Genomic DNA, 23,408 nt, shown 5'->3' on the forward strand with positions numbered 1-23,408 from the left:
ACCCCCGCTTACTGAACGGACGGGGAAGGCGATTCCAACATCCTTGTTTGCTGCAAATATTGATTGATCAATTGGTCAAGCTCTTGGCTGCATTCGATCGTCTCTTTGGCCGTGAACCCATACGTGAGCGCCAATTCGATCATTTGTTGTCGTTTTTCTTCAATTTGCAACAGAACCATTTCCTTCACCATCAATTCGTTTGAAATGTTGGTTGAGGCATGCCGCGTCGATGCAAGACGTTTGTTGCATGACGAAAGTCGCAATCGACGCCCTAGTGGAAACTAAACATTATTATACATATCACGACGAAAAAAGGAAGCGATTCGGGAAAATAAGTGATAAATTTCCTAATTTAGACAAAATTCTACAAAAGCAGGACTTTTTCGCCTCGATGGCGAATACCATCCTCAACGCGCCAAAATGGCGAAGACGGGTGGAAGAGAAGAGTTCACGAAGCGTCCGCTGCATAACAAAGAAAGGGAGAGAGGCACGATGAAACTGATCACCGCACTTTTCGATGGAGAAACGTTTGTTGGAGCCGTGCCGCAAGGAGACGACCGGGCGGTTCATTTGCGCCGCGCCGAACGGGCGATGGATGGAACGGAGACGATGCCGACGACGATGGTTGAAGCGATTGCCCAAGGGGAGGAGTTTCTCGTACGGGCGCAAAAAGTGATTGACTGGGCGCTAGGCCATCCGACGCGGGAGTACGTTTATCGCCTCAACGATGTCCGTCTTTTGGCCCCGATCCCACGGCCGGCGAAAAACATTTTTTGCATTGGAAAAAACTATGTTGATCACGCGCTGGAGCTCGGCGGCGCCGATGTGCCGGAGCATTTGATCGTCTTCACGAAAGCGTCGACAACGGTCATCGGTCATGAGGAAACGATTTTGCGCCATGCCGATGTCACGGATGAAATGGACTATGAAGGGGAGCTGGCGGTGGTCATTGGCAAACAAGGGCGGGCGATCCGCCGCGAAGACGCGCTTGATTACGTATTTGGATACACGATCATCAACGATGTGACAGCAAGAGATTTGCAGGAGCGGCACCAACAATATTTTCTCGGCAAAAGCTTGGATACATTTTGCCCGATGGGGCCATGGATTGTGCCGCGCCGTTTTGTCCCGAATCCTAATGACTTGCGCATTGAAACGCGGGTGAACGGGGAAGTGCGCCAGCGCGCGAGCACGAAACAGTTGATTTTTTCCATTGAATCGATCATCGAGACGATCTCCAAAGGCATTACGCTTGAGCCGGGCGACATCATTGCGACAGGAACTCCGGCTGGAGTCGGCAAAGGGATGAACCCGCCGCGTTTTTTGCAGACGGGTGATGTCATTGAGGTGACGGTGGAAGGCATCGGCATGTTGCGCAACAAAGTGGGAGAGTAAACGGCGAAAGTGAGGAAGCTCCCATTGATGCTCAAAAGGCGTCCTCTTGAAAAGAAAGGGCGTCTTTCGTTTTCGTGAAGTTTGTCAACCGTAAGCCCGCCGTGCTATGATGGGAAGGAACAAGGAATGGTTGGAGGGATGGATGTTGACGCATGCCCATATTACGAGCTGGCTCATCACGATTGTTTTGTTTTTCCTTGCGGTGTCGATGGAGCGGCAAGGGGCGGGCAAAGCCAAGATCGTGCAAATGGTGTTGCGGCTGTTTTACATTCTCACGATTGCGACGGGGGGGCTTTTGCTGCATAGCATTGCTTCGATATCTGCGCTTTATTGGCTAAAGGCGCTTGCCGGGCTGTGGGTGATCGGAGCGATGGAAATGGTTTTAGCAGCTGAAAAAAAAGGGAAAAGCGCGGCGGCAAGATGGACGCAATGGGTCATTGCCCTTGCGGTGACGCTGTTTCTTGGTTTGCTGCTGCCGCTTGGTTTTGACTTATTCTAAAGCGAAGCGGCAGCCTTCTATTGGTTGCCGCTTTTGTTGAAGATGAAAATATGGTATGGTAAAAGAAATATCATTTTTTGAATTTTTTGACCTTATTGGTCAGCGGAGGGGGCATGATCGTTTATGCGTTGGTTCTGCTGCCGCCGCGCCGAGGAGCTGGATCATTTGCTCAGGGAGCATAGTTCTTCCTTGGATGAGCCGTTGTTTGTCCAAATCGCGGGCAATGATGAGGAAGCAGTGCGCCATGCGGCCGCCGCGTTAGCCCGTCGTTGGCCGCACGCCCATATGGTTGGGATGGCAGGGCCGCTGCCAATGGCCGGGGAGGCGAATCTCGCTGTTGGCGTCGCGTCGATGACGTCTTCAACCGTTTCGTCGTTGGCGCTGCCAGCTGATGAGTTTGACCGCCCGGATGGATTGGCGGCGTTGATCGCGGAGGCGGTCGTTCGTCACGATACGACGTTGCTTTTGTTGTTTACGAATCACCGCTCGGCTTTGCCGCCCTTGCTTCGCCATTTGCCGCTTGCAAACGAACGAATGGTTATCATCGGCTGCGCGCTTCCCGAGGACAGCGTGTTATTTTCGCCCGACGGTCGGCTTGAGCGCGGAGGAATCGCCGTCTCTTTCAGTGGAACAGCGCTTCGCGGCCACTGTGCCGCACCGTTTTTATGGGAGCCGATTGGCTTGGCGTTTTCCATCACGAAAAGCCGCGATCAACAGATTGACGAGCTAAACGGACAAAAAGCGTCGAGCTATTTGGAACGGTATTTAGGAAGAGAGTTTGTCGAACGCCTTCCGTTTTCTGGGGTGGAATTTCCGTTTCTTATCGAACGGAACGGACGCGATGTCTGTCTGCCGATTGTCGCTGTCAACCAGGATGGCTCGGTTGCAGTAAGGGGACATGTCCATAACGGAGAAAAGGTGCGATTTGCTTATATTCATGCCGCGTCCCTTTACTGGAGCGCGCGTGATGTGGCGATGCAAACGGCCAAGCAACCAGCAGAAGGAATGCTGCTTTACTACAGTGCGGCGCTCGGTGGGTATACGCGCCCGCTGTTTGACGGCGTGGCTGCGGCGTTTGGACAGGCAGCGCTGTTTCCGGCCGTCGAGGTGTTGGTGAAAGATGCGTATACGGCGGTGCGGCCGGCCGCATTTGCGGCCATTTCGCTGGCGGAAACAGCGGCCTCGGCGGAGAGCGGCCTACTGTCACCGTGGTCATCGCCGCCAGAAGGGATGATGACATTGGCGCAGCTCATGTCAACATCATCCCGCGACATGGAGCGGCTGCACGTCCGCCTGCAAATGTCGGAGCAACGCTACAAATCGTTGTTTGAGCATAACACGGACATTGTCTATTCCACAGATTTGCACGGCCGTTTGACAAGCGTCAACCCCGCTTTTGAGCAAGTGCTCGGTTACAAGAAAGAAGAGATTTTGTATACGAATTCGCTCAAGTATATTCATCCGAATGATATTCCCCGCGTCACTCGCTATTTTTACCGAGCGCTGCAGGGGAATATCCAAACGTATAACTTGGAAATTCCGGCGAAATCGGGAGAACGGCTTTTGTTTCAAATGAAAAACATTCCCATCATTGTGGATGGCAAAAAGGTCGGCATTTACGGAATCGGACACAACATTACCGAGCAAAAAAAGGCGGAAGAGAAAATCTCTTATTTAGCATATTACGACATCGATACGAACTTGCCCAACCGGACAAAGTGGATGGAATTGTTTTCCGAACAGCTGGATAAAGCCAAGCAGAAGCAGCGAAAGATGGCGGTTGCTTTGATCGATTTGGACCGGTTTAAATGGATTAACGACAGCGTCGGCCATTACGCCGGAGATGACATTTTGCGCCAGCTTGTCGAGCGCATTCGCCGCGCCTTGCCGCCTAGTGCGGAGCTTGGCCGATTTCATGGCGACAAGTTTTGCTTGCTTTTTCCGCTCAAAACAGAGGCCCAGGCGGCGACGGAAGCGGCGCTCCGCATCGTGCGCGAAGTGGCGCGGCCGATTGTGTACGACGGAAAGGAATTTTTCGTTACAGCAAGCGTTGGTCTAGCGATGTTTCCAGATGACGGAGAGGACGAACATGCGCTCCTTAGGCACGCCGATATGGCGGTCAATATGGCGAAAAAAGGCGGCGGCAACCGGGTGGAGCGCTACTGCGCGCAAATGAACGAAGAAGCAATGCACCGATTGGAAATGGGCGGACATTTGCGCAGGGCGATCGAAGAGAATGAATTATTTCTTTGCTACCAACCAATTGTCGACGTACATACGGGTGTGGTGAAGGCGACGGAGGCGCTGATTCGCTGGCGCCATCCGAAGCTTGGGCTTGTGCGGCCGGATGAATTCATCCCTTTGGCGGAAGAGACTGGGTTGATTCATGAGATTGGGCGCTGGGTGCTGAAAACCGCCTGCAGACAGACGAAACAATGGCAGGAAATGACGGGAAATAACCGACTTGCCATTTTTGTCAACGTCTCCCCTGTCCAGTTTCAACACGAGCGGTTTGTAGACAATGTAAAACAAGCGCTTAAGCAGTCACGCTTGTCTCCGTCCTGTTTGCATCTCGAATTGACCGAACATTCGATGCTCCGTTATCTGTCCAGCACGATGCGGACAATGGAGGAGTTGAGGAAGCTTGGCGTCGGCATCGCCGTCGACGATTTCGGCAGCGGATATTCCTCGTTCCATTATTTAAAGCGGTTGCCAGCGACAATATTGAAAATTGACCGTGCCTTTATTGAACAATTGCATGCCAACGCTTCCGATGAGGCCATTGTCAAGGCGATGATTACGATGGCACACGGGTTGGGGCTTGAGACGATCGCCGAAGGGGTGGAAACGCCGGAACAGCTCAACCGGCTTCGCGATTTGCAATGCACGTATGCGCAAGGATACGTGTTTTGTCCGCCGCTTCTCGCTGAAGAAGTGATGCGGTATGTGACGGAAAAGCAAAAGTGATCCCCCGCCCGCGTCGGTTGACAGCTGTCGTCCGTCGGCACTCCGCCTGAAGCAAAACGGCTGCTAGGCTTCGCTTCGGGCGGAAGGATGGCCGGTAAAAAAACATTGACAGCTCGCCGTTGGACTTCGACGACGTGAGGATCAACAGGCGATTCAGCCGATTTGGGCGCAAATGGCTCGCTCACCGCTGTTTAATGTGATTTCAAAACGGTCGCTTGACGCCCGTCCGCGCTCGTAATAATGGTGGATGCTGCCAATTTGTTCGGTGTTGTCGTAAATGATGAAATTCACGCCAGACGATTTGGCAAACAATAGGCCGTTGTAGCAATATAAGCAGTCATACAGCGAAAATCCGAGGCTGTTCAGCCATTGAACAAACTGGAAAAAGGTTGAATCCGAAAGCGCGGCGAGCCATTGTTGATAGGCATACGTTAGCCGTTTGCGGAAACGGATGCGATCTCCGTTTTCGAGGGGAAAGACGCCAAGATCCGTGGCGACCGCGCCCTGATCCTGCCATTGCCCGGACAGCCAATGCCCGCAGTGAAACCATTCGATGCCTTGCTCGGCAATTTCTTCTACTAAAGAGGCTTCCTCTTCTTCTTCGTCGAAGAAGATCCATTCATCGTTGACGAACTCCACTGTTCCATACACATACGCCCGCGGCTGTTCCACAATGCATTGCAGTCGTTCCTCGATGTTCAATGTCTCTCATCCTCCTTGTACTCCTCTGTTTTTCCATTTTTTTGCTGATTTATTCATGCGACGACCGACGTCGGACAATTCATCGAAATGACGGGGGGTGCATAAAATGGAATCATGCCGACGTGGAGAACCATCGTGAATCAAAGGGGCGATCGCTGGAAACGATCGTGAAAAAAGAACGGATGAAATGATGGAAACGGGTGAGAACTTGCCATCTTTGATAAAAGAAAGGATTGGTTTGTATGTGTGGCATTACTGGCTGGGTCCATTTCGGGCGCAATTTGCGCCGCGAGCGGACGGTCATTGACAGCATGACAGAGACGCTCGCCAAACGTGGACCGGATGATACAAATACGTGGCTGGACACTCATGTCGCCTTCGGCCATAAACGGCTTGTCGTCGTGGATCCGGCTGGAGGCAAACAACCGATGGTCCGGCAAAAAAACGGACATCGTTATACGATCGTCTATAATGGCGAGCTGTATAATACGGAAGACATTCGCAAGGAACTGTTGCGCCAAGGCTATCGATTTGATGGTCATTCCGATACAGAAGTGTTGCTTGCCGCATATATGGAATGGAAGGAGAAATGCGTCGATTGGCTCAACGGCATTTTTGCCTTCGCCGTTTGGGACGAGGAGCGCGAGCTGTTATTTATGGCGCGCGACCGGCTCGGAGTAAAACCTTTGTTTTATCGAGAAGATGGCGGGGGGCTGCTGTTCGGCTCGGAAGTGAAAGCCATTTTGGCCCATCCCGATGTAAAGGCAGAAGTCAATTATGAAGGACTCGCCGAAGTGTTCGGCCTCGGACCGTCGCGCACACCGGGGCACGGCGTGTTTGACGGCATTCGAGAGCTGCGCCCGGCACATGCGCTCACGTTCTCTCGCAGCGGGCTTCGCATTTGGCGGTATTGGAATGTCGAAAGCGACGTCCACCGCGACTCGTTCGAGGAAACGATCGAAAAGCTGCGCTTTCTATTGACAGATGCGGTCACGCGCCAACTCGTTTCCGATGTGCCGGTCTGCACATTTCTATCCGGTGGAGTCGATTCAAGCGCCATTACAGGGATTGCCGCCAATGCCTTCGCGGCAGATGGAAAAGGGCCGCTGCACACCTACTCGATCGATTATGAAGGAAACGACCAGTATTTCAAAGCCAACGATTTTCAACCAAACACGGATGCGCCATTTATCGAACAGGTGTCAAACCAATTTCAAACGGTTCATCATCGCTGCGTGATCACGCAAGAAGAACTGTTCCGCCATTTGCATGAAGCCGTCATCGTCCGCGACGTTCCGGGCATGGCCGATGTCGATTCTTCGCTTCTTTGGTTTTGCAAACAAATTCGCGAACGGTTTGTCGTCAGCTTATCAGGGGAGTGCGCCGATGAAATTTTCGGCGGCTATCCATGGTTTCATCGGCCGGACGATTTGTCTCGGAAAGGATTTCCGTGGATGCGTTCGGTCGACGCGCGCATGGGCCTATTAAAGGATGAGTGGCGGCAAAAGCTTCGCCTTGACGACTATGTGCAAATGCGTTATGAACAAACGCTTGCTGAAGTGCCGCGTCTCGAGGGGGAAAGCGCCGAGGAGGCGAAGCGGCGTGAGCTGTTTTACTTAAATATGATTTGGTTTATGACGACACTGCTTGACCGAAAAGACCGGATGAGCATGGGAGCAAGCTTGGAAGTGCGCGTGCCGTTCGCTGACCATCGCATTGTCGAATACGTTTGGAACATTCCGTGGGATATGAAAATGTATGGAGGACGAGAAAAAGGCCTTTTGCGAAAAGCGCTCGAGGGATTGCTTCCCGAAGAGGTGCTCTACCGGAAAAAAAGCCCATATCCGAAAACGCACCATCCTCTATATACGAAACTTGTCAAGCAATGGCTTGAGCAGTTGCTCCATGACCGCTCTTCGGTTTTGCACGAGTTTTTCGACCGGGAAAAATTGTTGGCGCTCATTGAAACAGAAGGGAAGTCGTTCCAAGTGCCGTGGTTTGGGCAGCTCATGACCGGTCCGCAGCTGCTCGCTTACCTTGGCCAAGTGCACGTTTGGTTTGATCATTACGGCATTCGCATTAAAGAATAAGAGCTGCGCCTACGCGCAGCTCTTATTCGATTTGGCGGCGCTACGCCATTTTTGCTTGTGGCACCATCGTTTTTTTCATCCAGACGCGCGACCGCCAGCGCCAAAGCATCAACAGTCCGCGCAGCCATTCGTCGGCGATGAACGACAGCCAAATGCCGACGAGGCCAAATCCGAGGGCGATGCCAAATACGTAAGCAATGGTCACGCCGACGCCCCACATCGACAAAATGCCCATATAGACAGGGAATTGCACATCGCCAGCGGCACGAAGCGAGCTGATAATCACTAAATTAAATGAGCGCCCCGGTTCAAGGATAATCGTTAACAGCAACAGTTTGCGGCCAAGAACAATCATTGAGCGGTCATCGGTAAAGAGCGACAGCAACGGCTCGGCAAACCAATAGGCGGCTGCGGCCAGCAACACTGAGATGGCGATGGCGCTGTACAAACTTTTCAAGCAGCGGGCGTAGGCTTCCTCGTATCGCCCGGCCCCGACGAAGTGGCCGACGAGAATTTGCGTTCCTTGGCTGACGGCGATGCCGAATAAAAACACAAACATCATAATGTTTTGCGTGTATACACGGACGGTCAATGCCTCAGCGCCAAGCCATGTAATGAAATACGTAATGACCATTTGCGCCGTATTGTACGAAAGATGTTCCCCGGCTGCCGGAACACCGATTTTCAGCAGTGAGCGCAAATAGTGAAACGGAAGGCGGCGAAACGCCCTTGGTGCGAGCGGAATGTTTGTTCGTTTGCGCAACAAAGCAAGAAGTGCGAGAAAGGCCATGCCACGGCTGGCGGCGGTCGATATAGCAGCCCCTTGGATGCCGAGGGCGGGCAGGCCAAACAAGCCAAAAATGAGGACCGCGTTGCTGATGACGTGCAAAACGTTCATGCCAACCGCCACATACATCGTGTCACGGGTGAAGCCATAGCTTTTCAAAATGGCGCCGACCGTCATCATCAGCGCTTGGATGAACAAAAATCCACCGACAATCGCCAAATAATGGGTTCCTTCATCGAGCAGCTCGGCGGGCAAATCCATCATTCGCAAAATCGGCTCGCTGAATGCGGCGAGAATGGCGCTTAACAACAATCCGAACAACAAATTGGCCACGAGGGATACAAGCGATACGTCAACGGCTTCTTGCTCTCGGCGGGCGCCTAAATATTGAGCAACAAGCACTGCTGTCGCTAAAGCGACGAAGTTGAACAGCACGATCGTTAAAGCGATGATTTGGTTCGCCACCCCGACGGCAGCAACCGCGTGATCTGAATACTGGCTGAGCATCAGTGTATCGGCGTTGCCCATCACCATATAGAGCAGCGTTTCAATAAAAATTGGCCACGTCAAGGAAAACAGTGACCGCGTTTTGGCCTCATGGCGCATGTTGAGACAACTCCTTTTTCTTATTCCGACTTGAACGATATATTCAGTTTAGCTAGTTTGTTGCATAATGGAAAGAGAAAGAAGCGATTTTGCTTGCACATTTCCGACAAAAGAGGGGAGAGGCCGATGGATACGGTCACATTTTCCATGCCGCCGCTGCCGGTGTTCATCAAAGGGGCGGAAAGTGTATTTCTGGAAGGAAAGAAGCATTTCCGCCGCACATTTTCCGTCTTTGATTTGCTTTACGTGAAACGAGGCTGTTTGTATATGACAGAAAACGGGCGCGAGTTTGCGGTTGGCAGTGGACACTATTTGTTGTTGATTCCGGGAAGGGAACATTACGGACACCGCCCATGCGAAGAACGGACGGAGCTGGTTTGGCTTCATTTTTTGCTGCCAGACTTTGCGGTCGTTTCCGATTGCGGTGTCAGCCGGCAGATCGTGATCGAAAAGGAGGCGACATACACCGAGCCGATCCAATACCGGCTCTCCATCCGTCAATATGGCGAAGTCAAGCAGCGCGAGCGGGTGGAACAGCTGCTAAGTCAAATCGTGGAACAAAACATTCGGCGGGATATCGATCAGCCACTCCGGCAGCTGCTGTTGTTCATCGAATTCCTTTGGCACTTGCAAAAACAAGAGCTTTCCGTCCCGAGTGCGTCTGAACAGATCAGCGCCGCGGTGGTTGCGTATATCGAGAAACATTTCAGCGAGCCGATTACACTGGACATGCTCGCGCAGGAGCTCCGATTCCACCCGGACTACATCACCCGCTGCATGCAAAAAACGATGGGCATGGGATTTAGCCGCTACTTGGCGCATTATCGGTTGTCAAAGGCAAAGCAATGGTTGGCGGAGACGAACGAGACGATTGAGGCGATCGCCAAGCGGGTTGGCATTGACGATGGCGCCTACTTTTCGCGCCTGTTTAAAAAGGTGGAAGGAATCACGCCGACCGAATATCGGCGCATGGCGCGGCGTAATTGACCTTCTTCTATGCCGGTGGTATAGATGGGGACGGTCAGCAAAAGATCAAACCGGTGCAGCTTGTCCGCTGCACCGGCAACCGATATGTTTGTCCGTAACCGCCCGCTCAGTCGCCTTACCAGCTTTCGACCGCGTAAAGCACAAACCCGTACGGCGGCAAGGAGACGCAAAGTGTTTCCGCCTCTGCAGCGAATCGCTCCCCTGTCAGAAGGTTGACCAGCCATTTTCCACGCGCATCGATCGGCATGGGAATTTCTGCTGCTTCGTTGCTCCGGTTGATGATGATCATGACCGTTTCATTGCCATCCGTTTTTTCATAAACAAGATGGTTCGCTTCATCATCGGCGGCGAGAAAAGCGACATCGCCGCGTCGAAGCGCCCGATATTGCTTGCGAAGAGCGATCAGTTGCTTGACATGTTCATACAGTTCTTTGTTTTGCTTCTCTGGATCCCACACCATACATTTCCGGCATTCCGGATCGTTTCCCCCCGTCATGCCGATCTCATCGCCATAGTAAATACACGGCGAACCAGTGAACGTGAGCTGGAACAAAAACAACAACTTCGCTTTGCGGACGTCGCCGCCGCAAACCGTAAGCAGCCTTGGTGTATCATGGCTGCCAAGCAAGTTAAACGCCGCTTCGTTCACATGTTTCGGATACGAATGAAGCAACCGGACCATGATATCGGCAAACTGGCGGGCGCTGATTTCCTCTTTCGCGAAAAAGCGAAGCGCTCCGTCCGTGAACGGGTAGTTCATGACGGCGTCAAATTGGTCGCCGCGCAGCCACGGCATGGCGTCATGCCAAATCTCGCCGAGAATGTACACATCGGGCTTTAGCGCCTTCACCGCCTGACGGAATTCGCGCCAAAATTGGTGATCGATTTCGTTTGCCACATCGAGCCGCCAGCCGTCAATATCAAACTCGCGAATCCAGTACGTCGCGACATCAAGCAAGTAGCGCTTCACTTCCGGATGGGCGGTATTGAGTTTGGGCATTTGCGGCACGAACGCAAATGTGTCGTAATTCGGGCGCGGCTCCGTTTGGAGCGGAAACTCGCGAATATGGAACCAATCTTTATACCTAGACGCTGCACCGTTTTTTAACACATCTTGAAACGGGGCAAACTCATAGCCGCAATGATTGAAGACTGCATCGAGCATGACGCGGATCCCTTTTTCATGGCAGCGCTTGACAAGTGTTTTCAACGTCTCTTTGTCCCCAAAGTGCGGGTCGATTTCAAAATAATCAGCGGTGTCGTATTTATGATTCGACGGCGCGCGGAAAATCGGCGTCAAGTAAATGCCGGTGATGCCGAGATCAGCCAAATAGTCAAGGTGATCGATGATTCCTTGCAAGTCGCCGCCGAAAAAGCTCGTCGGCGTCGGGTCCTCGCTTCCCCACGGCCGCGCCCCTTTCGGACTGATGGCCGGGTTGCCGTTGGCGAACCGCTCGGGGAAAATTTGATACCATACGGTGTCTTTTACCCAGTCCGGCGCTTGGAATAGGTCGACCCGATGAAGAAAGGGGAAGCAAAAGTAGTAAGCGGTGTCGTCGCTCGGAGCTTCATGGTAAAATCCTTTTTCCGTATAGACCAGTTGTTCGCCCCCAGCTCGAAGCACAAACCCATAGCGCAGCCGTCGATATGGCGGTTTGACTTCGGCGAGCCAATAGTCAAACAACCCGTCGCTTCCCGTTTTCCGCATCGGCATCGTTTGAAACTGCCAGGCGCCATCGTGCCATTCGTACGGGTCGCCAAAAAGCAGCTCGACGTGGTCGACATCATGTTTCTTTGTTTGAAGCCGGAGATGGAGCGTCTCGCTGTCATAAGCATAAGCGAAATGGTCGGTTGAGCGGTGGTGGATGGCTTCTTTCCTCATTTTCTTTTTCCTCCTTTGTTATCTGAAGCAACCGTTTGCATTAATGCTCAGCTATAATAAAAAGTACGTTAAGAGAAAAGAAAAGTCAAATTTTATAGAAAAAGGCTTGTAAAATGAAAAATAAGCGTTATAATGGAGATGAGTGGTGCAATCGTTTTCATAGAAAGGATTAAAACTTATTTGCGCAAACGTTTTCCTTATGATTGTACCGCTAAGATTCCGTCATGATGACAGGAGGGGGATTATGAGAAAAGCGTTATCTTTCTTTCTCATGGCCGTGTTGTTGATTGGCGTGCTGGGTGCCTGCGGTCCCAAGCGCGATGTCCAGCAGCCGAAAGGAAACGACCAAAAGACGGCAGAACAGGACAAAAAGCCAGAGAAACTCGTCGTGTGGGTGAACGATGATGAAAAACAAAAACAAGCGTTAAAGGATATTTTTCAAAAGTACACAGAAAAAACCGGAATCAAAATCGAGATGGTTGGGGTCAACATGCTCGATCAAACGAAAAAACTAGCGCTCGACGGACCGGCTGGCAAAGGGCCGGATGTGTTCTACCAGCCGCATGACCGCATCGGCGACATTGTGCTGCAAGGATTGGCCGATCCAGTCGACCTTGGCGATGCGAAAGGCGAGTACAGTCCGACAGCCATCAACGCGGTCACCTATGACGGGAAAACGTACGGCGTGCCGATGGTCGTCGAAACGTACGGCGTGTTCTACAATAAAAACTTAGTTTCAGAAGCACCGAAAACGATGGAAGACTTGATGAAGATCGCCAAGGAAAAAACGAATGCAGCGAAAGACCAATATGGCTTTTTAATGGAAGCAGCCAACTTCTATTTTGTCTATCCGTTCTTCGCCGGATACGGCGGCTATGTGTTTAAAAATGAAAACGGCAAATACGACATAAGCGACATTGGGCTCGCGAATGATGGAGCCGTCAAAGGAGCCGAGCTCGTCCAATCGTGGTTTAAAAACGGCTACATTCCGAAAGAAATCACCGGCGATATTATGAACGGGCTGTTTACGAAAGGAAATGTGGCGGTTGCCATCACCGGACCATGGAACATCGCGTCGTATAAAGAAGCGTTGGGCGACAAATTAGCGACCGCACCGTTGCCGGTCTTAGACAACGGCGAGCATCCGAAATCGTTCGTCGGCGTGAAAACATGGATGTTATCAGCCTATTCACAAAACAAAGAATGGGCGGTCGATTTCATGAAATTTGTGACGAACGAAGAAAATTCGCTCCATTACTATGAAGTGGCAGGTGAAATGCCGGCGAATGAAAAAGCGTTGACAAATGAGAAAATTACGAACGACCCGCTGATCGCCGGCTTTGCGGAGCAAATCCAATACGGCGAGCCGATGCCGAACGTGCCGGAAATGTCGCAAGTGTGGGAGCCGATGGGCAATGCCTTGCAATTTATCGCGAAAGGCGACAACCCGAAAGCGGTGCTCGGTGAGGCAGTGAAAACGATTCAAGATAAAATCGCCGCCAGCGGTGCTGGAAAATAACGCGTGATATCGTGGTGGATAGGCTCGGCCCTATCCACCATTCTTATCCATACGATAGGGGGGATTGGAATGCCGGAAGCAAACGTCCGCCATCGGCCGGCGGTGGCGATGGCGCTGTCGCTGTTGTTTGCCGGCCTTGGGCAATTGTACAACCGCCGGTATGTCAAAGGCATCTTGTTCATCATCATTGAGGCTTCGTTTTTGCTGACGTTTTATAACTTTTTGAACATCGGGCTGTGGGGACTCGTCACGCTTGGCGAAATCCCGATGCTTGATCATTCGATTTTTCTCTTGATTCAAGGATTGGTTTCGGTCATCATCATCGCTTTTGCCGCCGCCCTGCATATTGCGAACATCATTGATGCGCGCAACGATGCCCGCCGCCGGCAACGCGGCGAGCCGTTCCCATCGCTGATCGAATCGTGCCGTCATGCGTGGGATCGGGGGTTTCCGTACATCTTTGTGACGCCCGGGCTTGTGATGCTGTTGTTTATCGTGGTGCTGCCGCTGTTGTTTATGGTGTCGCTCGCGTTTACCGACTACAACTTGTACCACTCGCCGCCGCGCCATTTGTTGAATTGGGTTGGGTTGGAAAACTTCAAAAACTTAGTGTCGATTCCGATTTGGAAAAGCACGTTTTTTAGCGTTCTCGCCTGGACGATCGTTTGGACCGTGGTGGCGACAACGGCGCAAATCGCCCTTGGCCTGTTTTTGGCGCTCCTTGTCAACGACCCGCGCATCAAGTTCAAGCGGTTCATCCGCACGGTGTTGATTTTGCCGTGGGCCGTGCCAGCGTTTGTCACGATTTTGGTGTTTGCGGCGATGTTCAACGACAAATTCGGAGCCATCAACCGCGAAGTGTTGAGTTTGTTTGGGGTGTCGATCCCGTGGATGACCGATCCGTTTTGGACGAAAGTGGCGCTTATTTTGATTCAAACGTGGCTTGGCTTCCCGTTCGTCTTTGCGTTGTTTACCGGCGTTTTGCAAAGCATTTCCCGCGACTGGTACGAAGCGGCCGACATCGACGGAGCGACGCGCTGGCAAAAGTTCAAATCGATCACGCTGCCGCACGTCTTGTATGCGACGGCGCCGCTGTTGATTATGCAATATGCCGGCAACTTCAACAACTTTAACATCATCTATTTGTTCAACGACGGGGGACCCGCCGTGCGCGGACAAAACGCCGGGGGGACGGACATTCTCATTTCATGGGTGTACGATTTGACGTTCACGACGAACAACTACAATATGGCGGCGGCGATCTCGCTCATCATCGGCTTGATCGTCAGCGGGTTTGCCATTTACCAGTTCCGGCGCACCCGTTCCTTTAAAGAGGAGGGGAACATTTGATGAACCGCAAATGGAAATCGCGCGTGGAAGTAGCGCTTATTTATTTGTTTATCGCCTTCATGTTTGTCGTCATCGCCTATCCGCTCCTTTGGACGATCAGCATGTCGCTCAATCCAGGAACGAGCCTGTATTCGGCATCGCTCATCCCGGAGAAGTGGTCGTTTGAACACTACAAGTGGCTGTTTACAAGCCCAGAGAGCGACTATTTGCTTTGGTATAAAAACAGCTTGTTTGTCGCGGCGGCCAATGCGGCGTTGTCCGTCTTGTTTACGGCGCTCATCGCCTATGCGTTTTCGCGCTACAAATTCGTCGGGCGGAAAACGGGGCTGTATTTGTTTTTAGTGTTGCAAATGTTTCCGTCGCTCATGGCGATGGTCGCGATCTATATTTTGCTCAATATGCTCCATTTGCTCGATTCGCTGTGGGGGCTCATTCTCATTTATGTAGGCGGACAAATTCCGTTTAACGCCTGGCTGGTCAAAGGCTACTTTGATACGATTCCGCGCGAGCTGGATGAGGCGGCGCGCATCGACGGCGCCGGGCATTTCGGCGTCTTTTTCCGCATTATGCTGCCTTTGGCCAAGCCGATTTTGGCCGTTGTCGCGTTGTTCAACTTTATGGCGCCGTTCACCGACTTTTTGCTGCCGTCGATCGTCTTGCGCGACCCGGATAAATTTACATTGGCGGTCGGGCTGTTTAACTTCATCAGCGACCGGTTTGCGAACAACTTCACCCGCTTTGCCGCCGGCTCGATTTTGATTGCCGCGCCGATCGCCGTCGTCTTTTTGTTCCTGCAACGGTATTTGATTTCCGGCTTAACGGCCGGTGGCACAAAAGGGTAAGAACCGCTATCATAAATAGTGGGCTTACCCGTTTCCGAATGAGCAAATGAATCGGGAAGGGAGGAATGGAAATGGGGAACCGGCTCTTTATGCTGCTCGTCCTTCCGTTCCTTCTTTTTTATGCCATGCCGGCTGCGGCGGCGGAGAAAGAAGAACGGACGTGGCAAGATGAAGCCATTTATTTCATTATGGTCGACCGGTTTAACAATATGGATCCGACAAACGACCAGAACGTGAATGTGAACGATCCGAAAGGGTATTTCGGCGGCGACTTGAAAGGGGTGACGGCGAAACTCGATTACATCAAGGAGATGGGATTTACCGCCATTTGGCTGACGCCGATTTTTAAAAACATGCCGGGCGGTTATCATGGCTATTGGATTGAAGATTTTTATCAAGTCGATCCGCACTTTGGCACGCTGGGCGATTTGAAAACACTCGTCAAAGAAGCGCACAAGCGCGACATGAAAGTCATTTTGGATTTTGTCGCCAACCATGTCGGTTACAATCACCCATGGTTACATGACCCAACGAAAAAAGATTGGTTTCACCCGAAAAAAGAGATTTTCGACTGGAACGACCAAACACAGCTTGAAAACGGCTGGGTGTATGGGTTGCCTGATTTGGCGCAGGAAAATCCAGAGGTCAAAACGTATTTAATTGACGCTGCCAAATGGTGGATTAAAGAGACCGACATTGACGGCTACCGGCTCGATACAGTGCGCCACGTGCCGAAATCGTTTTGGCAGGAGTTTGCGAAAGAAGTCAAATCGGTGAAACAAGACTTTTTCCTTCTTGGCGAAGTGTGGAGCGACGATCCGCGCTATATTGCGGAATACGGCAAATACGGCATCGACGGATTTGTCGATTACCCGCTGTATGGCGCGGTGAAGCAGTCGCTTGCTAGGCGCGATGCGTCACTGCGCCCGCTGTATGATGTCTGGGAATACAACAAAACGTTTTACGACCGACCGTATTTGCTCGGGTCGTTTTTGGACAACCATGATACCGTGCGGTTTACGAAGCTCGCGATTGACAACCGCAACAACCCGATTTCACGCATTAAACTGGCCATGACGTATTTGTTCACCGCCCCTGGCATTCCGATCATGTATTACGGGACCGAAATCGCCATGAACGGCGGCGAAGACCCGGACAACCGCCGCTTGATGGATTTCCGCGCCGATCCGGAGATCATCGATTACTTGAAAAAAATCGGCCCGCTCCGCCAACAGCTGCCGTCTTTGCGGCGCGGCGATTTTACGCTCCTGTATGAAAAAGACGGCATGGCGGTGTGGAAACGGCAATATGAAGATGAAACAACGGTTATCGCCATCAACAACACGGGCGAAACGCAGCACGTTCACCTAACGAACGACCAGTTGCCAAAAAACAAAGAGCTGCGCGGCTTTTTATTGGACGATCTCGTCCGCGGCGATGATGACGGCTACGACCTTGTGCTCGATCGCGAAACGGCGGAAGTATACAAGCTGCGGGAAAAAACGGGGATCAACGTTCCGTTTATCGCCGCCATCGTATCGGTTTACGTGTTGTTTCTTTTGTTTTTGTATTTGGTGAAAAAACGGGCGAAGCGGATGCCGGAATAGAGGGAAAGGAGGGACCTTATGACCGTTACGATTAAAGATGTGGCGAAACGAGCGAACGTTGCGCCGTCAACCGTCTCGCGCGTCATCGCCGACAGCCCGCGCATCAGCGAGAAGACGAAACAGCGGGTGCGCGAAGCGATGAAAGAGCTCGGCTATCACCCGAACTTTATTGCTCGCAGCCTCGCGAGCCAAATGACGCAAGTGATCGGCATCGTCATGCCGAGCTCCGCCGACCAAGCGCTGCAAAACCCGTTTTTCCCGGAAGTCATCCGCGGCATCAGCAAAGCCGCCCATGAAAAGCGGTACGCCTTGCAAATGTCGACAGGGGAAAAAGAAAGCGATATTTACGAACGGGTGGTGGAGATGCTGCAAGGGCGGCGCGTCGACGGCGTTATTTTGCTTTACTCACGGCAAAACGATAAGCTCATGAAGTACTTGTTAAAGCATGGCTTTCCGTTCGTCGTCATCGGCAAACCGCACCAAAAAGCGGAACAAGTGACCCATGTCGACAACGACAACGTCCAGGCGGGGAAAGATGCGGCAAACTGGTTGATCGCTCGCGGGCACGAACGCATCGCGTTTGTCGGCGGCAATCCGCAATATTTGGTGACCGTCGACCGCCAAACCGGCTACGCCGCGGCCTTGCAGGAGGCGGGGCTTCCGTACCGGCCGGAATACGTCGTCCATGCAGAATTTTTGCAGGAAGGCGGCCAAGAGGCGATGAAGGAGCTTCTTTCGTTGCCTGAGCCGCCGACCGGGCTTGTCGTCGCTGATGATCTCATGGCGCTCGGCATCTTGAAAACGCTTGATGAAATGGGGCTTGGCGTCCCGGAAGATGTTTCGATCGTCAGCTTCAACAACACGCTGCTCGCCGAAATGTCGCGTCCGCCGCTCACGTCGGTTGACATCGGCATTTTTCAGCTCGGCTATGAAGCGGCGAAAAGTTTAATTGAGAAAATCACCAACCCGAATGAACCGATCAAGCGCATCATCATTCCCCACCGGCTTGTGGAGCGGGGGTCGTGTGCACAGCGTTAGAAAGAAGCGGTGTTGGCAAAGAGACGTCCGTCGTATTGGCGGGCGTTTTTTTGTTTTCGAGCATGATCATATTTTCATTTTGGTCACCATGCAAAAGTATTGTGGACAGCGTATGTTCAGGTTTGGAAGGAAGAAACGAAAAAATTAAGGGAAAATTAAGCAACCCTTTGGATAATCGGAGTGTCGATGCTTATTTGAAATGGAGAAAGGGGAATGCGAAGTGAAAAAATGGATCATCGCGTTGGTCGCGATTGTGGCTGCAGCCGGCGCCGGCGGTGCATGGTACTTCACGCAGGCCAAAAGCGAGCCCGCCATGGCTCAGACGGCGACCGCTTCAGTGCAAAAAGGAACGTTGGAAGTGAAAGTGAGTGGATCGGGAACGGTTGAGTCCGTAACGAGCACGGACATTCAAGCTGACGGCAGCAAAGAAGTGGATGAAGTGCTCGTTTCCGAAGGGGAAACCGTGACGAAGGGGGAAGACCTCATTACATTTACTGATGGCAGCGATCCGATTGAAGCGCCAGCAGCTGGAACGATCACCTCGCTCGACGTGGAAGAAGGAGACCGCGTCAATGACGGACAAGTCGTCGCCCATCTCACCAATTACAGCGATTTGCAAGTAAAAGTGCAAGTGGATGAGCTCGATATTCCAAAAGTGAAGGTCGGACAAACCGCTGCGATTAAGATCAACGCTTTTCCTGAGGCGACATATACCGGAAAGGTCACCTCCATCGCCAAAGAAGGGACGGTTTCGAACGGTGTGTCGACTTTCGATGTGACGGTGCACATCGATAAACCGACGAATGTGAAAATCGGCATGACAGCGGAAGTAAGCATTTTAGTCGAAAAGAAAGATAATGCGTTGTATGTTCCGATCGAAGCGGTTCACACGATGAATGATGAAAAGTTTGTGCTTGTCGTCCAACAGTCGGCGGACGGGAGCAGCACGGCTGTGCGCCAAACGGTGAAAACCGGCATTAGCAATGAAGACAACATTGAAATTACCGATGGATTGAGCGAAGGGCAAATCGTGCAGCTGCCGAGCGTTTCTACTTCCTCCAGTACGAATAATCCAGGGCGGCAAGAAAGAATGATGGGCGGGATGCCAGGGATGGGCGGCATGCCAGGAGGCGGAATGAACCGTCGGACAGGTGGCCAGCCATGAGAGGAAGGAGGAGAATCGTATGTTGATGATTGATATTCAAGGGATGACGAAAGCGTACCGTTTAGGAGGAGAAACGGTGCATGCGCTGCGCGGGGTTTCATTGCAAGTCAAACGAGGGGATTTTGTTGCGATTGTCGGTCCCTCTGGTTCGGGCAAGTCGACGTTGATGAATATGATCGGCTGCCTTGATCGCCCGGATTCCGGCAGCTACCGGCTCGACGGGAAGGAAGTCAGAACGATGAAAGAGGATGAACTCGCCGTCATTCGCAATCAAAAAATCGGATTTGTATTTCAAAATTTCAATCTTCTATCCAAACTGACGGCGCTGGAAAACGTTGAGCTTCCCCTCATTTATCGGGGAGTGAAGGTGAAAGAAAGGCGAGCCATTGCCTATGAATGCCTTGAAAAAGTGGGGCTGCAGGAGCGAGTCCACCATTTGCCCAACCAGCTGTCAGGCGGCCAGCAACAGCGCGTCGCCATTGCCCGCGCTCTTGTCGGCCATCCGCCGATTTTGCTCGCTGACGAGCCGACCGGCGCGCTTGACAGCAAAACAAGCAAAGAGATTATGCACATCATGAAGCAGCTCAATGAGCAAGGGCATACGATCGTACTCATCACCCATGATTGGGAAGTCGCCAGAGAAGCGAAGCGGATCGTCCGCATTCAAGATGGCGAGTTGTTGGAAGAAAGAGGTGAGTTCGTTGGGGCTTCTTCCATCCATTAAAATGGCGTGGCGCAGCATTCGCGGCAACAAGTTGCGCTCCTTTTTGACGATGTTGGGCATGATCATCGGCGTATCGTCCGTCATCGTGCTCGTCTCCATCGGTCGAGGCTCAAGTGAGCAAGTGACAAGCCAAATCAATCAGCTCGGAACGAATTTATTGACGGTCAACGTCATGAACAGCGATGAAGTAAAGCTGACGGTTGAAGACATGAACAAGTTTCGCGAACTTTCCGGTGTAAAGGACATCGCTCCTATCGTGTCTGGGAGAGTGAATGTCAAACAAGGGACTGCTTCAGCGCAAGTATCGTTAATCGGCACGACAGCTTCGTATGAAGCGGTTCGCGATGTCAATGTGAGCAGCGGCCGATTTTTATCAGACATCGATATCGAGTACAGGCAAAAAATCGTCGTGCTCGGCGCGACGATAGCGCAAACGTTGTTTGGATTCGGGGATCCGGTTGGCCAGTACGTGCAAATCGATGGGACATCGTTTAAAGTTGTCGGCGTTTTGGCGTCCAAAGGCGGTTCTCTTGGACAAAGCGGGGACGATGTCATTTTGATGCCGCTGTCGACCGCCCAGCGCCTGACAAAGACGATGAACATCCAAACCGTGTATATCCAGGCAGACAAGGCTTCAGACGTCAACTTCGTGATGGTGGAAGCAAAACGGCTTCTTGCCCATTTGTTCCCAAACAATGAAGACAGCTACAGCGTCTTTAATCAGCAGGATTTGATGGAAACGGTCAGTTCCGTAGCCGATACGATGACGCTGATGCTTGGCGGCATCGCTGGCATCTCGTTGCTTGTCGGCGGCATCGGGATTATGAACATCATGCTCGTCTCGGTGTCCGAGCGGACGAAAGAAATTGGCATCCGCAAAGCGGTCGGCGCCAAACGCCGCCACATTTTGCTTCAATTTCTTGTTGAGGCGGTGGTGCTCAGCTCATGCGGTGGAGCCATTGGCGTCGTTCTTGGATTTGGTGTTGGCCAAGTGCTGAAGTCGGTGATGGGGATGACAATCTCCTATTCCCCTTCCGTGTCATTGCTCGCCTTTTTGTTCTCTTTGTTGGTCGGAGTGGTGTTTGGCGTATTTCCAGCGAACAAAGCGGCCAAGCTTGACCCGATTCAAGCGTTGCGCTACGAATAAAAGAAAGAAAAACAAAGCGTTCGCATCATGCGGCGCTTTGTTTTTCCTTTCCCGATACGGCATGTATGGTGCTTAGCTGTTGCCTTTCACTGCGAAGGGAAGTTCCTTACAGCCATAGGTTAAAAAAGAGGAGGGAAGATAGTTGAAGCTGCTTGTTGTCGAGGATCACCACGACTTGCGGGAGGCTATGATCGAGATGCTGGCGGATGAGTTTGAGGTTGATGGGGCATGTGACGGCGATGAAGGGTTGTTTTTAGCGCAGCAAAACATTTACGACGCCATCATCTTGGACGTTATGCTTCCCGGCATCGATGGTTTTTCCATCGTCCGTCGTCTTCGTGAAGACGGAATCGAAACGCCGGTGTTGTTTCTGACGGCGAGAGACTCGCTTGAAGATCGGGTGAAGGGACTTGATTTTGGCGGAGACGATTACTTGGTGAAGCCGTTTCAGTCTCCGGAACTGAAGGCGCGTCTGCGGGCTCTTTTGCGGCGCAGCGGCGCCCTGACGACGAAACAGACGATCCGCTACCGCGGCATCGAATTGTTTGGCAAAGAAAAAGGAGTCGTGGTTGACGGTCAACCGCTGAAATTGACCAGCAAACAGTACGAGCTTTTGGAATATCTCGTTCATAACCAAGGCGTCATTTTAACGAAGGAACAAATTTTTGACCGTATTTGGGGATTTGACTCTGATACGACGATCGCCATTGTCGAAGTGTTCGTTCATCAGCTGCGGAAAAAGCTTGAGCCGTTTGGCTATCATGCAGATATTCAAACTGTCCGCGGCATCGGCTACATGCTGGTGCGGGAGCAGGAGTGAAAATGTGCCATGTTTCACAAAACCCTTTGGCGTTTGACATTCGTCAACTCGCTCGTCGTGTTTTTCGTGATTAGCGCGCTTGGCGTCGTGCTGTACGTGTATATGCAGGAGCGTCTGTACCATGCGGCCGATGTTCCGCTTGAACGATTGGCGGAGCGGATTAGGCAGGGCGGGCCATGGCGTAAGGATGATGCGCTGTTAGGAGATCCGCTCTTTCATGATCCGCTGTTGCGCGACCCGCGGCTGGTGGTGGTCATCTGGAACGAGAAAGGAGAAATGGTCGGCATGACCCGCGACGCTTCTTTTTTCACCGGGCTGCCGCTCACTCCCCCAGAAAGGCTTGATGAACTGTATGAGGTGAACGTAGGCCATCTCTATTTTCGGACGTTGGCTGTTGAAGTGAATACGGCGTTTGGCCCGATAACGGTGCAAATGCTGCGTAATACGAACTCTGAACGCGAGCTGCTTGGCGAATTGATGTTCATGATTGCAGTAGGATGCATGCTGAGCGCTCTGTTTGCCATCGCGGCAGGCTATTTTCTGGCTGGCCGGGCGCTCGTTCCCATTCAAGCGGCGTGGAAAAAACAGCAGCAATTTGTCTCCGACGCCTCCCATGAATTGCGCACGCCTCTTTCTGTCATTCAGGCAAAAACGGATGCGCTTTTTCGTTCTCCGAAAGCAACCATTGAAGAGAAAAGCGTCGATATTTCTGTGATCGCCAAAGAATGCCGCCGCTTGTCGCGGCTCGTTTCCCAACTGCTCACCTTGGCGCGTTCAGACTCGAATCAGTTGGAAATGCAAAAAGAAGCGTTTCGGCTGGATGAATTGGTCCGCGACATTGGCGAACAGTACAGCGAGATCGCTTCGTACCAACAGAAAACGATGAGCGTCGAAGCGCAAATCCCTATTGAGTGGGTGGGCGACCGTGAACGCATCCATCAATTGATCGTCATTTTGCTTGACAATGCCTTGAAATATACGACGGAAGGCGGACACATTCGCCTTGCATGCCATCGTTTTTCCTCATCGGTCGTGGTGGAAGTTGAAGATGACGGCATCGGCATTCCAACTGAAGATCTCCCTCGCATTTTCGACCGCTTTTACCAAAGCGACAAGGCGCGCTCGCAATCGGATGGAGCCGGTCTTGGATTGGCGATCGCCAAATGGATTATTGATCAACACCATGGCAAGGTGAAGGTGGAAAGCAAACTCGGCGAAGGAACGCGGTTTCAAGTGATGTTCCCGGCGGCGAGATGGAAATATAAGCGGTCGGGGGATTAA

The 23,408-nt window shown here is 52.0% G+C and carries 19 protein-coding genes; 15 read left to right on the forward strand and 4 right to left on the reverse strand.

The annotated features are described in order from the left end of the window. Window positions 1-8: 8 nt before the first annotated feature. Entirely contained in the window at window positions 9-179 is a 171-nt protein-coding gene (locus ETR37_RS00960; protein WP_025038859.1) for an aspartyl-phosphate phosphatase Spo0E family protein, read from the reverse strand. Between the two features lie 313 nt (window positions 180-492). On the opposite strand from ETR37_RS00960, the gene ETR37_RS00965 reads away from it, so the two are divergent. The 3 genes from ETR37_RS00965 (at window position 493) to ETR37_RS00975 (ending at window position 4,861) form a co-directional block, all read left to right on the forward strand. Next, the gene (locus tag ETR37_RS00965) at window positions 493-1,395 is read left to right on the forward strand and encodes a fumarylacetoacetate hydrolase family protein (protein ID WP_129446784.1); all 903 of its coding nucleotides are present in this window, start codon (window positions 493-495) and stop codon (window positions 1,393-1,395) included. A gap of 145 nt (window positions 1,396-1,540) precedes the next feature. Beyond that, window positions 1,541-1,894 (forward strand): YisL family protein, encoded by a 354-nt coding sequence (locus tag ETR37_RS00970; protein ID WP_041470644.1) that lies wholly within the window; start codon window positions 1,541-1,543, stop codon window positions 1,892-1,894. 123 nt (window positions 1,895-2,017) lie between these two features. After that, the gene (locus ETR37_RS00975) at window positions 2,018-4,861 is read left to right on the forward strand and encodes an EAL domain-containing protein (RefSeq protein ID WP_129446785.1); all 2,844 of its coding nucleotides are present in this window, start codon (window positions 2,018-2,020) and stop codon (window positions 4,859-4,861) included. Window positions 4,862-5,014: 153 nt separating this feature from the next. Here ETR37_RS00975 and ETR37_RS00980 read toward each other — a convergent pair whose 3' ends face one another. Continuing rightward, window positions 5,015-5,563, reverse strand: a complete 549-nt coding sequence (locus ETR37_RS00980; RefSeq protein ID WP_013146192.1) for a DUF2777 domain-containing protein — start codon at window positions 5,561-5,563, stop codon at window positions 5,015-5,017. Between the two features lie 242 nt (window positions 5,564-5,805). Here ETR37_RS00980 and asnB point away from each other — a divergent pair, with 242 nt between their 5' ends. Beyond that, window positions 5,806-7,653 carry an asparagine synthase (glutamine-hydrolyzing) gene (gene asnB / locus ETR37_RS00990; RefSeq protein ID WP_063192137.1) on the forward strand — a complete coding sequence of 616 codons (1,848 nt, stop codon included), beginning with the start codon at window positions 5,806-5,808 and terminating at the stop codon, window positions 7,651-7,653. 40 nt (window positions 7,654-7,693) lie between these two features. Here asnB and ETR37_RS00995 read toward each other — a convergent pair whose 3' ends face one another. Continuing rightward, window positions 7,694-9,046, reverse strand: coding sequence for an MATE family efflux transporter (locus tag ETR37_RS00995; RefSeq protein ID WP_015374065.1), 1,353 nt, complete (start codon window positions 9,044-9,046; stop codon window positions 7,694-7,696). Window positions 9,047-9,172: 126 nt separating this feature from the next. Between ETR37_RS00995 and ETR37_RS01000 the strand changes: the two genes are divergently transcribed. Next, window positions 9,173-10,033: a helix-turn-helix transcriptional regulator gene (locus tag ETR37_RS01000; protein WP_015374066.1), complete on the forward strand. Its 861-nt coding sequence runs from the start codon at window positions 9,173-9,175 to the stop codon at window positions 10,031-10,033. Between the two features lie 115 nt (window positions 10,034-10,148). Here ETR37_RS01000 and ETR37_RS01005 read toward each other — a convergent pair whose 3' ends face one another. Then, the gene (locus ETR37_RS01005) at window positions 10,149-11,915 is read right to left on the reverse strand and encodes an alpha-glycosidase (protein ID WP_015374067.1); all 1,767 of its coding nucleotides are present in this window, start codon (window positions 11,913-11,915) and stop codon (window positions 10,149-10,151) included. Window positions 11,916-12,159: 244 nt separating this feature from the next. On the opposite strand from ETR37_RS01005, the gene ETR37_RS01010 reads away from it, so the two are divergent. The 10 genes from ETR37_RS01010 (at window position 12,160) to ETR37_RS01055 (ending at window position 23,408) form a co-directional block, all read left to right on the forward strand. Further along, window positions 12,160-13,434: a sugar ABC transporter substrate-binding protein gene (locus ETR37_RS01010; RefSeq protein ID WP_014195041.1), complete on the forward strand. Its 1,275-nt coding sequence runs from the start codon at window positions 12,160-12,162 to the stop codon at window positions 13,432-13,434. Between the two features lie 69 nt (window positions 13,435-13,503). After that, a complete protein-coding gene (locus ETR37_RS01015; protein WP_033005602.1) occupies window positions 13,504-14,784 on the forward strand; it encodes a carbohydrate ABC transporter permease in 1,281 nt (426 codons plus the stop codon). Then, window positions 14,784-15,626: a sugar ABC transporter permease gene (locus tag ETR37_RS01020; protein ID WP_033005605.1), complete on the forward strand. Its 843-nt coding sequence runs from the start codon at window positions 14,784-14,786 to the stop codon at window positions 15,624-15,626. Before ETR37_RS01015 ends, ETR37_RS01020 begins: the two co-directional genes overlap by 1 nt. A 71-nt stretch (window positions 15,627-15,697) precedes the next feature. Further along, window positions 15,698-17,233: an alpha-amylase family glycosyl hydrolase gene (locus ETR37_RS01025; RefSeq protein ID WP_129446786.1), complete on the forward strand. Its 1,536-nt coding sequence runs from the start codon at window positions 15,698-15,700 to the stop codon at window positions 17,231-17,233. An 18-nt stretch (window positions 17,234-17,251) separates the two neighbouring features. Continuing rightward, complete coding sequence (locus ETR37_RS01030) at window positions 17,252-18,271, forward strand: LacI family DNA-binding transcriptional regulator (protein WP_129446787.1); 1,020 nt, start codon at window positions 17,252-17,254, stop codon at window positions 18,269-18,271. A 199-nt stretch (window positions 18,272-18,470) separates the two neighbouring features. Continuing rightward, the gene (locus ETR37_RS01035; protein ID WP_020755055.1) at window positions 18,471-19,436 is read left to right on the forward strand and encodes an efflux RND transporter periplasmic adaptor subunit; all 966 of its coding nucleotides are present in this window, start codon (window positions 18,471-18,473) and stop codon (window positions 19,434-19,436) included. A 19-nt stretch (window positions 19,437-19,455) separates the two neighbouring features. Beyond that, on the forward strand, window positions 19,456-20,160 hold the full coding sequence (locus ETR37_RS01040; protein WP_013146181.1) for an ABC transporter ATP-binding protein: 705 nt from the start codon (window positions 19,456-19,458) through the stop codon (window positions 20,158-20,160). Then, on the forward strand, window positions 20,138-21,307 hold the full coding sequence (locus ETR37_RS01045; protein ID WP_013146180.1) for an ABC transporter permease: 1,170 nt from the start codon (window positions 20,138-20,140) through the stop codon (window positions 21,305-21,307). The genes ETR37_RS01040 and ETR37_RS01045 overlap by 23 nt, the downstream gene beginning before the upstream one ends. 142 nt (window positions 21,308-21,449) lie before the next feature. After that, a complete protein-coding gene (locus ETR37_RS01050; protein WP_020755058.1) occupies window positions 21,450-22,127 on the forward strand; it encodes a response regulator transcription factor in 678 nt (225 codons plus the stop codon). Between the two features lie 9 nt (window positions 22,128-22,136). Then, complete coding sequence (locus ETR37_RS01055; RefSeq protein WP_129446788.1) at window positions 22,137-23,408, forward strand: sensor histidine kinase; 1,272 nt, start codon at window positions 22,137-22,139, stop codon at window positions 23,406-23,408.

Source organism: Geobacillus sp. PK12 (assembly GCF_004123125.1).
In the GTDB taxonomy this organism is placed as follows: domain Bacteria; phylum Bacillota; class Bacilli; order Bacillales; family Anoxybacillaceae; genus Geobacillus; species Geobacillus zalihae.

What these genes read in the sequence shown, in the direction of transcription:
- ETR37_RS00975 (WP_129446785.1), top strand. Translation starts at nt 2,018, where the DNA reads ATGCGTTGGTTCTGCTGCCGCCGCGCCGAGGAGCTGGATCATTTGCTC.
- ETR37_RS01035 (WP_020755055.1), top strand. Translation starts at nt 18,471, where the DNA reads ATGGAGAAAGGGGAATGCGAAGTGAAAAAATGGATCATCGCGTTGGTC.
- ETR37_RS01010 (WP_014195041.1), top strand. Translation starts at nt 12,160, where the DNA reads ATGAGAAAAGCGTTATCTTTCTTTCTCATGGCCGTGTTGTTGATTGGC.
- ETR37_RS01025 (WP_129446786.1), top strand. Translation starts at nt 15,698, where the DNA reads ATGGGGAACCGGCTCTTTATGCTGCTCGTCCTTCCGTTCCTTCTTTTT.
- ETR37_RS00995 (WP_015374065.1), bottom strand. Translation starts at nt 9,046, where the DNA reads ATGCGCCATGAGGCCAAAACGCGGTCACTGTTTTCCTTGACGTGGCCA.
- ETR37_RS00965 (WP_129446784.1), top strand. Translation starts at nt 493, where the DNA reads ATGAAACTGATCACCGCACTTTTCGATGGAGAAACGTTTGTTGGAGCC.
- ETR37_RS01005 (WP_015374067.1), bottom strand. Translation starts at nt 11,915, where the DNA reads ATGAGGAAAGAAGCCATCCACCACCGCTCAACCGACCATTTCGCTTAT.
- ETR37_RS01030 (WP_129446787.1), top strand. Translation starts at nt 17,252, where the DNA reads ATGACCGTTACGATTAAAGATGTGGCGAAACGAGCGAACGTTGCGCCG.
- ETR37_RS01020 (WP_033005605.1), top strand. Translation starts at nt 14,784, where the DNA reads ATGAACCGCAAATGGAAATCGCGCGTGGAAGTAGCGCTTATTTATTTG.
- asnB (WP_063192137.1), top strand. Translation starts at nt 5,806, where the DNA reads ATGTGTGGCATTACTGGCTGGGTCCATTTCGGGCGCAATTTGCGCCGC.
- ETR37_RS00960 (WP_025038859.1), bottom strand. Translation starts at nt 179, where the DNA reads ATGGTTCTGTTGCAAATTGAAGAAAAACGACAACAAATGATCGAATTG.
- ETR37_RS01040 (WP_013146181.1), top strand. Translation starts at nt 19,456, where the DNA reads ATGTTGATGATTGATATTCAAGGGATGACGAAAGCGTACCGTTTAGGA.
- ETR37_RS01055 (WP_129446788.1), top strand. Translation starts at nt 22,137, where the DNA reads ATGTTTCACAAAACCCTTTGGCGTTTGACATTCGTCAACTCGCTCGTC.
- ETR37_RS01000 (WP_015374066.1), top strand. Translation starts at nt 9,173, where the DNA reads ATGGATACGGTCACATTTTCCATGCCGCCGCTGCCGGTGTTCATCAAA.
- ETR37_RS01015 (WP_033005602.1), top strand. Translation starts at nt 13,504, where the DNA reads ATGCCGGAAGCAAACGTCCGCCATCGGCCGGCGGTGGCGATGGCGCTG.